The following is an 11,118-nucleotide window of genomic DNA, read 5'->3' on the forward strand; positions in this document are numbered from 1 at the left end:
ATCGACGACAAGGACACGCTCATGGATACTGGCAATACCGCCTGGCTGCTGACCAGCTCGGCACTCGTGGCACTGATGATTCCCGGCCTCGCCCTGTTCTACGGCGGCATGGTCAGCTCGAAACGCATTCTGAACATGATGATGATGTGCTTCGGCGGCGCCAGCCTCGTCGCCATTCTCTGGGTCATTTTCGGCTACTCGGCCACCTTCGGCGACTCGCTCGGCGACCTCGGACTCCTCGGCGACCCGCTCCAATTCTTCGGCCTCGAAACGATCCTCGCCGACGATCCCGACGCGGCCCTGCCGCTCGCACTGTTCATCGTGTTCCAGCTGTTGTTCGCCGGAGTGACCACCGCCCTCGTGGCCGGGGCCGCGGCCGGCCGCATGAAATTCGGCGCCTGGCTGCTGTTTGCCGGCATCTGGGCCGCGCTGGTCTACTTTCCGGTGGCGCACTGGGTGTTCGCCTTCGACGGCGATAACGTCGTCGGCGGCTGGATCGCCAACGATCTGGGTGCCATCGACTTCGCCGGTGGCACCGCGGTGCACATGAACGCCGGCGTGGCCGCCCTCGCCCTGGCCATCGTGCTCGGCCGCAGCAAGGGCTGGGGCGGGCCGCTCAAGCCGCACAACCGGCCGCTCGTTCTTGTCGGCGCCGGCCTGCTCTGGGTGGGCTGGTACGGTTTCAACGCCGGCTCGGCCCTGAGCGCCGGCAACGCCGCGAGCGTCGTCTTTCTCAACACCACCGTCGCCGCGTGCGCCGGCCTGCTCGGCTGGGCCCTGGTCGACCGGCTCCGGCACGGCTCGGTCACGAGCCTCGGCGCTGCCTCCGGCCTGGTCTCCGCCCTCGTGGCGATCACCCCGGCCTGCGGTGCGGTCAGCCCGATGGGCGCTATCGCCATCGGCGCCATCGCCGGCATCATCTGCTGCCTCGCCGTGGAGTGGAAGTTCACACTCGGCTACGACGACTCCCTCGACGTGGTCGGCGTGCACATGGTCGGTGGCCTGGTCGGTACCCTGTTGATCGGGTTCTTCGCAACGGATGCCGCCCCCAACGGCCAAAGGGGCCTGTTCTACGGTGGCGGCGCACTGCTGCTCGGCATCCAGGCACTCGCCGCCGGCGCCGTGCTGCTGTACTCCTTTGTCGTCACCTGGGTCATCGCCAAGGTGCTCGATCTGACCATCGGACTGCGCATCCCCGAACAGGACGAGGTCGACGGCATCGACCGCCACGCGCACGCCGAAGACGCCTACGACGACGAACCCAGTGACGACCAACCCAGTGACGACCAACCCAGTGACGACCAACCCAGTGACGCCGACCTGGTGTCGGCGCCGTAAGCATCCGTTTCACCCATCAATAACCGAGCAGGAGAACACAGTGGGTCACGCAGTGAGCAGTGCACAGTACGTCGTCATCGGGGCCGGCCTGGCCGGAGCCGCCACCGCCTGGCAGCTCGCCACCCGTGGCCACGAGGTCACCATTCTGGAACGGTCCACCCCCGCCAACGACGCCGGAAGCTCACACGGGTCGGCGCGCATCTTTCGCTATGCCTACCCCGATGCGTTCTACACCGGCCTCGTGCAGCAGGCCAAAGTCGGCTGGGACGAACTGACCCGGCTGGGCGGGCGGGAGCTGATCACTCCCACCGGTTCGGTCGACTACGGAACGCTGCGCGAACCCGAAGCGCTCGCCCGGGTGCTGCAGACCGCCGGCATCGAGCACGAACTGCTCACAGCGGATGCCGCCCGCGAGCGCTGGCCGCAGATCACCTTCGATACCCCGGTGCTCTGGCACCCGGGTGCCGGAGTCATCGACGCCGAGACGGCCGTGACGACCATGGTCGAGCTGGCCCTCGCGGCGGGCGCTCGGCTATACACCGACTGGCCGGTCGCCCGGGTGACTGAAACGGCCACCGGGTACCGGGTGCACAACGATACCGGGGAGGCCGTCGATGCCGAGAACGTGATCGTCAGCGCCGGCGGTTGGCTGCCGAGCCTGCTCGGTGAGCTGCCGCTGCCGAGCGCCTTCCGCGCGCAGATCCCCGAGATCACCGTGATGCAGGAGCAGGCCTATCACTTTCCCTACGCTGACCCCGATACCGCCGGGCACTGGCCGACCTTCATTCACAAGATGGACGGCATGCAGGTGTACGGGCTGCCCGGCGGCCGCGACGCCGCCTTTCGCGGCCAGAAAATCGCCGAATACAACGGTGGCAAACGGCTCGCCTCGGCGGCCGACCAGGACGGCATCATGGGAGCGGCCAACCGGGAACGGGTCGTCGACTATGTGGCCCGCTACCTGCCGGGCCTCGACCCCACGCCGTACGCTGAGACCACCTGCCTGTTCACCAACACGCCGACGGAGGACTTCATCATCGACCGCGTCGATAACATCACCCTGCTCTCGCCGTGCTCCGGCCACGGTGCCAAATTCGCGCCGGTGATCGGCCAGCTCGCGGCCGACCTGGCCACCGGCGTCGGGTCGGTGCCGCCCCAGTTCCAAGCCCGTCCGTGACGGTTTCCGGGCCGACGCACCCGTCGGCGAGCACTCCGGCACCCGCCGACACGGTCGCCGGGCTTCTGGCCGAGATCAGCCGGGTCGGCGCCGATACGCACCGCGGCGGCTACTCCCGGCCGGTTTTCTCCACCGCCGAACTCGACCTGCGCGCCTGGTTCCTCGCCCACGCAGCCAAACGCGGACTCGACGTGGAGACGGACCGAAACGGGGTCATCTGGGCCTGGTGGCACACCCCGGTGGGCGGCACCGCCAACGCCGTCGTCACCGGCAGCCACCTCGACTCTGTCCCCGGCGGCGGCGCCTTCGACGGCCCGCTCGGGGTCGCCTCCGCGCTCGTCGCCCTGGATTTTCTGCAGGCCGAGGGCCTTCGCCCCGAACGCCCGCTCGCCATCGCGGTGTTCCCCGAGGAAGAAGGGTCACGATTCGGCGTGGCCTGCCTCGGTACCCGCGTGCTCACGGGCGCGATCGACGTCAACCTGGCCCGCGGCCTGCGCGACCAGAACGGTGACACCTTCGCCGAGGTGGCCGCCAGAAGCGGCTTCGACCCGACACTTCTCGGACCTGACCCCGAGGCGCTCGCCCGGATCGGCACCTTCATCGAACTGCACGTCGAGCAGGGTCGCGAGCTGATCGACCGCCACCAGGCGGTCGGCATCGGTTCGTCGATTCTCGGCCACGGTCGTTGGCGGCTGAGCGTCACCGGTCAGGGCAACCATGCCGGCACGACGCTCATGACCGACCGGCACGACCCGATGATCGCGGCGGCCGGCATCGTCATGGCCATCCGCGACACCGCCCGCGCCCAGCCGGGGGCTCGGGCCACCGTCGGCCGGCTCGAACCGGTGCCCGGAGGCACGAATGTGATCGCCTCCCGGGTCGACCTGTGGCTCGACGCACGGCACCCCGACGACGCGGTGACGGCATCCGTTGTGGCCACCATTCTGGCCGAGGCCCGCCTGATCGCGGCTGCTGAGGGCTGCACGGTGCAGCTCACCGAGGAGTCGGTCAGCCGCACGGTCAGCTTCGACACGGGCCTGCGCGATCACCTGAGCCTGCTGCTGCCGGATGCGCCGGTGCAGCACACCGGCGCCGGTCACGACGCGGGAATCCTCACCCAATATGTGCCGACCGCGATGCTGTTCGTGCGGAACCCCACCGGGGTGTCGCACTCGCCCGAGGAATATGTCGAGGACGACGACGCCGAGGCCGGCGCTCTTGCCCTCGCCCGCGTGCTGGCCGACCTGTTGGTGCCCACCACCCCCTGATCCCACGCGAAAGCGGGTGAATGGTTACTTCAGGTGAGCTGAAGCAACCATTCACCCGCTTTCGACGAGCGGACAGCCGGCATCAATCGTTCGGGTTGATTGATGTCGTCAGGATTGTGGGGTCAGGCGGCCTGGTGTTTGCCTGCGCTCACCGCACTGGTGGAGTGGGTCCAGGCGAGCAGCTCGGCCTGGGCACGCCGACGGCTTGCGGCAGTCTGTTTGGGGGGTACCGGAACGGTCATTCGTGAGCCGGGGCAATCCTCGGTGGAGTTGGCCAGGGAGTGGTAGGTCGCGAACCGGGTATCGGACGTGATCCACACCATTTGCTGGCATTCTGGGCACTCTGTCTGCAACATTTTCACGATTGTCCGTTCCATCGCCGACTCGGGTTATCGGTTCGATAGCTCCAACCTAGTGGGGATAGACAGGTCGATGTCCTCCCCCGTCGTGGGGACAGCAGTAAACCCGAAACGGTGCTATTTTGCTGCGGGGTCAACGACCGGCGGCGTACCCCTGGGCCCCGCGGGGGTTGGCCGCAGCCTGCAGCAGCCCGCTCTGCGGGTCGCGGGTGACGGCCGAGATGCGGCCGAGCGCCCAGTCACCGGCCCGGGTGATTCGGTGGCCGCGCTGCTCGAGTTCGGCGATGACCGGCTCGCCCAGACGGTCCTCCACGACGGCGCCGCCGGGCTCCCAGGTGCGCGGCCAGAACGAGCCCGCAAATGAGGTGCTGTGAAAGGCGGGCGCATCGATCGCCTGCTGTGGGGTGTAGCCGCCGACGATCGTGCGCAGCAGGTAGAGCAATTGCCACTGGTCCTGCTGGTCGCCGCCGGGGGAGCCGAGCGCCGTCACCGCCTGCCCGTCCTTGAGCACGAGGGTGGGGGTGAGGGTGGTGCGCGGACGCTTGCCGCCGGCCAGGACTGAGGGGGCCCCGGGTTCCAGCCAGGTCATCTGCAGGCGGGAGCCGAGGCAGAATCCCAGCTCGGGAATGGTCGGTGACGACTGCAGCCAGCCGCCTGACGGTGTCGCGGAGATCATGTTGCCCCAGCGGTCGACAACGTCGATATGGCAGGTGTCGCCGCGCAGTTCACCGGTCGAGAGCGTTTCGGCCTCGGCCTCGGCATGTGCGGCGCGAATCGGCGCGGCGACCGTCGGTTCACCGACCGCAGCGGATGCCGCAGCCCCCTGCTTCGCCAGCGCCTCCGTCGTGTACGCGGTGCGCAGGATCGGCAGGTACGGGGTGTGGCCTGGCACGACGCCGGGCCGCAACTCCCATGAGGCCTGCTCGGTGATGAGCGCCCGCCGGATGGCCGCGTACTCGGCCGACAACAGGTATTCCAACGGCACGTCGGCGTCGCCGTAGTACGCTTCCCGGTCGGCGATGGCGAGTTTCTGAGCCTCGAGGATGGTGTGCGCGCCGAGCGCGGTCGACGGGTCCAGCTCAGCGTCGCTGAACCCGTCCAGAATCATCAGGGTCTGCAACAGCGCCGGTCCCTGGCCCCAGGCGCCGGTCTTGGCGATCGTGTGGCCGCGAAATATCACGGTCGTAGCCTCCTCGATGCTCGCTTCGAACCCGGCGAGATCGGCCAGGGTCATCACACCGGCATGGTCGGTGCCCGAGGAATGCCGGTGGGGTGTGCGTGCGAAATCAACGATGGCGCGGGCCACGAACCCCTCCCGCCATTCCCGCCGAACGGCGTCAATGCGCCCCTCCCGGGTGGCGGCGGCCGATTCCGCGCCCACCGCGAGCAGGCGCTCGAGGCTTCTCGCCCACGCCGCATTGGTCACGAGCGAGCCCGCCTCGGGAAGGTGCCCATCCGGCATCCACTGCGCGGCCGAGGTCGGCCAGTGCTCGGCGAACAGCGTCGAAACCGCCGCGATCGTCGCGACGACCCGACCGAGAATCGGATGACCGTCGCGCGCGTACCCGAGGGCGAAGCCGAGCACCTCCGGCAGCTCCCAGGTGCCGTGATCGCGCAGCAGCACGAGCCAGGCGTCGACGGCGCCGGGGACGGCCGCAGCGAGTACGCCCGATCCGGGAACCAGGTCGAGGCCCTCCGACCGGTAGTGCTCGATGGTGGCCGCCTGCGGGGCCGGGCCCTGCCCCATCAGCACGCGCGGGGCATCCGGTTCACTCGCCGTGACGAAGACGCCGGTCAGGTCGCCGCCTGGCCCGTTCAGGTGCGGTTCCACGACGTGCAGCACGAAGGCGCCGGCCACTGCGGCGTCGAACGCGTTGCCGCCTTGCTCGAGCACGGCCTGGGCGCACGCAGTGGCGAGCCAGTGCGTCGAGGCAGTCATGCCGAAGGTTCCCTGCAGGGTCGGACGGGTGGTGAAAGCGTTCGGGGCGGTATAAGTCACTCGTCTAGCCTCGCACGAGGCCTGGAGAAAAGTTGCGGGTGCGTCGGGGGAAAATCGTGCAATGATCAGGCCAACAGGCAGGAGCCACCGGTGAGCAACCCGTCAACTGGCCGATCCGATCGGCTGCGCCAGATCGTGGTGATCAGCAGCGCGACCTTCGCCGTGATCGGAGCGTTCGTGGGGTCGGGCGCCGCGGGGGGAATACCCATCAATGAGGCGTCCGGCGGTGCGCTCGCCGCCGACGCCACCCTGATCGCACCGGGTGGGCCGGCCTTCGCCATCTGGACCCCGATTTACCTCGGTTTGGTCGGCTACGCCGTGTGGCAGGCACTGCCAGCCCAGAAGGCGGATGCCCGCCAGCGGCGGCTCGGCTATCCGATCGCGCTGTCCCTGGTTCTGAACGCTTTCTGGATTCTCAGCGTGCAGTTCGACCTTCTCCCGCTGAGCGTGCCCGTCATCGTCGCCCTGCTCCTGGTGCTGGTGGGATTTTTTCGACTGCTGTGCCGGTCGCCGCCCAGAAATCTCATCGAGGCGATCCTGGTCGACGGAACGATGGGGCTGTACCTGGGCTGGGTCAGTGTTGCGACCGCGGCGAATATTGCGGCCGTGCTCGTGACGGCCGGTTTTACCGGGTTCGGTCTGGATCCGGATCTCTGGGGTGCACTCGTGATCGCGCTGGCCGGTCTGGTCGGTGTCGGTCTTGCCGTCTATGGCCGGGGACGATGGGCACCAACGGTGGCGCTCGTCTGGGGTCTCGCCTGGGTGGCGGTGGCTCGGCTCACCGGCTCGGCCCTGTCAACTCCCACCGCGGTCGCGGCGATTGTCGCCGTGATCGTGATCGTGATCGTGATCGTGGTCGTCGCAGTCACCATCCGTGCACGCGGGCGGCGGGGCTCGAACTCGACATCTGGAGAGACTCAGCATGAACATTGATTGGGAATTCAACGGCCTGCCACTGCACGTTCTGATCGTGCACGCCGTAGTGATCGTCGTGCCGCTGGCGGCCCTGTGCGCGGTGCTCACCGCCTTCTGGCCGGCGGCTCGGAGGAGGCTGGGCGTTGTGACGCCCCTCGTAGCCCTCGCCGCGCTCGTGCTGGTTCCGATGGCAGTGCAGGCGGGCGAGTGGTTGCAGTCGCGCCTCGTCAACGTCACCCCGCTGCTCGGCACGCACACGTCGCTCGGTAAGACGATGCTCCCGTGGGTGATCGTGCTGTTCCTCGCCGCCGCACTGCAGTGGTTCTGGTACCGCTATGTTGAAGCTGAGGGTGCCCGTTTCTCATCCGCTGTGCCGAGCCACAGGGGGCGCCTCGTGGCGACCATCGTGCTCGACCTGGTCATTCTGGCCGGCGCGATCGGTTCAGTCGTGTTGGTCGCGCTCATCGGGGAGTCGGGGTCGCGAGCCGTGTGGACCGGCCTGTTCACCTCGTGAAAAAGGGGTGCCGCAGCACAGCGCGGCACCCCGTTTCATGTGATGGCCTGGTTCAGGCGCGCTTTCGAGGCGGCTGCGGCTTCTGCACGGCCAGTTCGCCGCCGACGCGACCGCCGAACGGGCGGCCGTGGTCGGCGAACTCCTCGCGGAAGTAGCCCATGCGCCACGGGCCCATTTCGAGCCGCGAACCGGTGCGCAGAATCTGCCCGTTGCCGATGCTGCGGCCGTCTTCGGTGGGCCGGGAACTGCCGGCCACCTCGCCGATCGCGAACAGTCGGTACTCGTCGTTCTCGTCGTGGCGAATCTCGGCGTGCAGGGGCTTCAACCCGGGCAGTTGCAGGTCGGCTTCTGGCGACGAGCCAATCGTGGTCGTGCCAGGCAACAGGTTGAATTCCCGGGGCATCTGCCCATTCCAGTTTTCCGACCCCACGACGAAGATGAGGCGCGGTCGGCCACTTCCCGGCGTGTAGTGCGTCGTGGTGACCTTGCGCCGACTGCGCCGGTCGAAGGTCGGTGCGAGCGGAAACACGGTCGACGGCGGAAGCGGAATGGCCACCGGCATCCGTGCCTGCCCGCGCAGGCGGGCCTGCACGAGCGGACCGAGCGCGTTTCGCGCTCCGAGAACGATGTGCGGCGACCGCGTCACAAGCCGCTGTGTGACGGATGCCTGCACGTCACCCAGGCGGGCGATCAGCCCGACCGGTCCGGTGATGGACACGGTCAGTTTTCGGGCAGCCAGCTCCGCGGCCAGTGCCCGCAACGGTTCCAGATTGAGTGCACGGCCCTGCACGAACATTTCCGGGTTGCTCGTATAGATGGTCACGTCGGTTCCGTCCGCCGTGATCGTGCCCTGCATCGTGTCGGTGGGCCCAAAGGTGTCCCCGGTGGAACCGTCAGAGGAGCCCTCGGACGTGACCGTTGGTTCCTCCAGTGAGAACGCCAGGTCGATGTGCAGGCCGAAGCGAGAAGGCGTGGGCATGCTCGCGGAGGAGCTCATGGTTAGCCGCGGAACGGATCGGAGCCGAGGGATTTCTCGTCGCTCGTGGTGACGCGCAGAGTGCCGTTGAGCTTCCACACGGCGCGGGGTGCATCGGGTCCGATATCGCGGGGAACCTCGACGACCATGTCGATGAAGCTGTAGTTGATGGCGGCGCCCTTGCCGGTGAGATACGACCACATCTCCTGGCCGAGATCGGCCCAATCCTTGATGGTGTGCGCTTCCTCGCTGGCGCTGGTTTCGACGTTTCCCAGGTAAGTCTGTCGTTCGGTCACAGTAGAGTCCTTCTCCGTCACGCGCAGGGGTATTCTCGGGGATTTCAGGAAGATTCCCCCGATCGGATTCGCACCCGGATGGATGCCCGCCGATCTGCCTAGCTTAGGTACCCAGTTGCGACTGGTAAAGACCTTTACCGAACTGCGCGGCGACTATTCGGCGTCGAGGTCGGTTTCCAGAATCTTGACGAGCGAGTCGAGGGCCTCATCGGCGCCCTCTCCGTCGGCCCGCAGCACAACGGTGTCGCCGTTGGAGGCGCCGAGGCTCATGATCGAGAGGATGCTCGACGCATCCATGGCGTCCTCGGCGGGTTCGCCGGCCAGGGCGATGGTGACTTCGAGCGGCAGCTCGCCGACGGCGGCGACGAAAATACCGGCGGGACGGGCGTGCAGGCCGACGCGGCTGGCGATGACGGCGGTTCGTTCAGACATGGGATCCTCCAGGGTGGGCAGAGCGGATGCGGGATGGCCGGTTACAAACCCAGCGTATTGAGTATGGGGAGTTTTTCGCGAACGAGGCGGCGGGCATCCGTTGCTGAATGCGCGGTCAGGGCCAGCGCGGCGAGTTGCTGCGCTTCGGGGAGAGTGACGCTGGCCAGTACGGCGGCGACGGCGGAGAGCGCCCGGGCGGTCATCGACAGCGTCGAGACGCCGAGGCCGACCAGCACGACCGCGAGGGCCGGGTCGGCCGCGGCCTCGCCGCAGACGCCGACCGGCTTGTCGTGGCCCTCGTCGCGTGACCCGGCCACGGTCAGCCGAATCAGCTGCAGCACGGCGGGCTGCCACGGCGTGTTCAGAGCCGCGAGCGGGCCGAGCTGGCGGTCGGCCGCCATGGCGTACTGGGTGAGGTCGTTGGTGCCGAGGCTGACGAAGTTTACGTGTTCGAGAATGCTCGCCGCCGTCAGCGCGGCCGAGGGAACCTCGACCATGACGCCGGGCGTTGTGAGCCCAGCGGCGGCGCAGAGCCCGGCGAAGTGCTTCGCCTCCTCGGCGGTCGAGATCATCGGGGCCATCACCCAGACCTGGGCTTCGGTGCCGTCGGCGGCCTGCGCGATGGCTTCGAGCTGGCGCTCGAGCACACCGGGGGAGGTGAAATCGGTGCGGTAACCGCGCACACCGAGGGCCGGGTTCGGCTCGGAGGCATCCGTCAGGAACGGCAGCGGCTTGTCGGCGCCGGCGTCGAGGGTGCGCACGACGACCTTCTTGCCGGGAAAAGCGTCGAACACGCCGCGGTACGCCTCGACCTGTTCGGCAATGGTGGGCTCCGTGTCACGTTCGAGAAAGCAGAACTCGGTGCGCAGCAGCCCGACACCCTGGGCGCCGGCCGCTGCGGCTTTCACCGCATCCTTGGCACCGCCCACGTTGGAGAGCAAAGGAACGAGGTGGCCGTCTTTCAGCCGCCCGGTGCCGTCGAACACGGCGAGGGCCGCAGTCGTTGTCTCCCACGCCTTGGCGAGGGCGAACTCGTCGGCGCCAGGGTCGACCCGAACGGTTCCGGCAGCCCCGTCGACGAAAACGAGGGTGCCGTCGGTGAGGCCGTCAACCCCGGCGGCGGCGACCACGGCCGGCAAACCGAGGGCACGAGCGATAATGGCCGTGTGTGACTGCGGTCCGCCGCTCGACGTGACGAGAGCGAGCACCTTGGCCGGGTCGAGGGTGGCGGTATCGGCCGGGGCGAGGTCCTCGCCGACCAGAATGAACGGGGTGTCGGAATAGGGGATGCCGGGGGCCGGAACGCCGCGCAGCTCGGCGACGATGCGGCCGCGCACGTCGAGCACGTCGGTCGCGCGCTCGGCCATGTAGCCGCCGAGGTTGTGCAGCATCTCAGCCACCGACGCCGCTGCGTCCCAGATGGCCCGCTCGGCGGAGGCTCCGTTGGTGATGAGCTTGACGGCGGCCTTGACCAGCATCGGGTCGTTCGCCATCAGGGCCGTGGCCTCGAGCACCTCCCGACCGGCGCCCGAGGCGCCGGCCGAGCGGGCCGTGAGGTTGGTCTGCACGGCTTTGGCAGCGGTGCGCAGTGCAGCGGATGCGTCGTCCGGTGCGGTGCCCTCGGCCAGTCGCTCACCCACCGCGGGCTCGCGGACGGGTTTGGGCATCAACAGGATCGAGCCGATGATGCGACCGGGGCTGACGCCGACTCCGGCGAAGGTGCGGCCGGTTTCAGCCTGGTCGGTACTGGCCTTGCCTGACAGCGTCTGCACGATCGTTCTCGATTCCTTTATTCCCAGCGTTCGGCTGGCGTCACTGTACTGCGGAACTGCGGTGCTGGTCTC

General features: G+C 68.2%; 11 protein-coding genes. 5 read left to right on the forward strand and 6 right to left on the reverse strand.

Going from position 1 to position 11,118, the window contains the following annotated elements; all coding sequences use genetic code 11:
• The first annotated feature begins 21 nt into the window (after nt 1-21).
• From BMW72_RS12305 to BMW72_RS12315, 3 genes are read left to right on the forward strand one after another with little or no spacing between them, the layout of a single operon-like run.
• Nucleotides 22-1,338, forward strand: a complete 1,317-nt coding sequence (locus BMW72_RS12305) for an ammonium transporter (protein ID WP_092110974.1) — start codon at nt 22-24, stop codon at nt 1,336-1,338.
• 52 nt (nt 1,339-1,390) lie between these two features.
• Nucleotides 1,391-2,515: an FAD-dependent oxidoreductase gene (locus BMW72_RS12310; protein ID WP_092110976.1), complete on the forward strand. Its 1,125-nt coding sequence runs from the start codon at nt 1,391-1,393 to the stop codon at nt 2,513-2,515.
• Entirely contained in the window at nt 2,512-3,783 is a 1,272-nt protein-coding gene (locus BMW72_RS12315) for an allantoate amidohydrolase (protein WP_092110978.1), read from the forward strand. The genes BMW72_RS12310 and BMW72_RS12315 overlap by 4 nt, the downstream gene beginning before the upstream one ends.
• A gap of 122 nt (nt 3,784-3,905) precedes the next feature.
• Here the strand turns inward: BMW72_RS12315 and BMW72_RS12320 are convergent, their stop codons facing one another.
• Both BMW72_RS12320 and BMW72_RS12325 read right to left on the reverse strand, forming a co-directional pair.
• Nucleotides 3,906-4,106 (reverse strand): hypothetical protein, encoded by a 201-nt coding sequence (locus BMW72_RS12320; protein ID WP_092110980.1) that lies wholly within the window; start codon nt 4,104-4,106, stop codon nt 3,906-3,908.
• Nucleotides 4,107-4,275: 169 nt separating this feature from the next.
• Nucleotides 4,276-6,141, reverse strand: a complete 1,866-nt coding sequence (locus BMW72_RS12325; RefSeq protein ID WP_092110982.1) for a gamma-glutamyltransferase family protein — start codon at nt 6,139-6,141, stop codon at nt 4,276-4,278.
• Nucleotides 6,142-6,231: 90 nt separating this feature from the next.
• Between BMW72_RS12325 and BMW72_RS12330 the strand changes: the two genes are divergently transcribed.
• Nucleotides 6,232-7,074 (forward strand): tryptophan-rich sensory protein, encoded by an 843-nt coding sequence (locus BMW72_RS12330; protein ID WP_198416327.1) that lies wholly within the window; start codon nt 6,232-6,234, stop codon nt 7,072-7,074.
• Nucleotides 7,064-7,570, forward strand: coding sequence for a hypothetical protein (locus BMW72_RS12335; RefSeq protein WP_092110984.1), 507 nt, complete (start codon nt 7,064-7,066; stop codon nt 7,568-7,570). The genes BMW72_RS12330 and BMW72_RS12335 overlap by 11 nt, the downstream gene beginning before the upstream one ends.
• 52 nt (nt 7,571-7,622) lie before the next feature.
• Here BMW72_RS12335 and BMW72_RS12340 read toward each other — a convergent pair whose 3' ends face one another.
• The 4 genes from BMW72_RS12340 to ptsP form a co-directional block, all read right to left on the reverse strand.
• A complete protein-coding gene (locus tag BMW72_RS12340; protein ID WP_092111096.1) occupies nt 7,623-8,549 on the reverse strand; it encodes an FHA domain-containing protein in 927 nt (308 codons plus the stop codon).
• A gap of 20 nt (nt 8,550-8,569) precedes the next feature.
• Complete coding sequence (locus BMW72_RS12345; RefSeq protein ID WP_092111098.1) at nt 8,570-8,821, reverse strand: hypothetical protein; 252 nt, start codon at nt 8,819-8,821, stop codon at nt 8,570-8,572.
• A 174-nt stretch (nt 8,822-8,995) separates the two neighbouring features.
• Nucleotides 8,996-9,274, reverse strand: coding sequence for an HPr family phosphocarrier protein (locus BMW72_RS12350; RefSeq protein ID WP_092110985.1), 279 nt, complete (start codon nt 9,272-9,274; stop codon nt 8,996-8,998).
• Between the two features lie 41 nt (nt 9,275-9,315).
• A complete protein-coding gene (gene ptsP / locus BMW72_RS12355; RefSeq protein WP_422386308.1) occupies nt 9,316-11,037 on the reverse strand; it encodes a phosphoenolpyruvate--protein phosphotransferase in 1,722 nt (573 codons plus the stop codon).
• Between the last annotated feature and the right edge of the window lie 81 nt (nt 11,038-11,118).

It is taken from the genome of Cryobacterium luteum (assembly GCF_900110125.1).
Lineage (GTDB): Bacteria > Actinomycetota > Actinomycetes > Actinomycetales > Microbacteriaceae > Cryobacterium > Cryobacterium luteum.

What these genes read in the sequence shown, in the direction of transcription:
- BMW72_RS12305 (WP_092110974.1), top strand. Translation starts at nt 22, where the DNA reads ATGGATACTGGCAATACCGCCTGGCTGCTGACCAGCTCGGCACTCGTG.
- BMW72_RS12320 (WP_092110980.1), bottom strand. Translation starts at nt 4,106, where the DNA reads ATGGTGTGGATCACGTCCGATACCCGGTTCGCGACCTACCACTCCCTG.
- BMW72_RS12335 (WP_092110984.1), top strand. Translation starts at nt 7,064, where the DNA reads ATGAACATTGATTGGGAATTCAACGGCCTGCCACTGCACGTTCTGATC.
- BMW72_RS12340 (WP_092111096.1), bottom strand. Translation starts at nt 8,549, where the DNA reads ATGCCCACGCCTTCTCGCTTCGGCCTGCACATCGACCTGGCGTTCTCA.
- BMW72_RS12350 (WP_092110985.1), bottom strand. Translation starts at nt 9,274, where the DNA reads ATGTCTGAACGAACCGCCGTCATCGCCAGCCGCGTCGGCCTGCACGCC.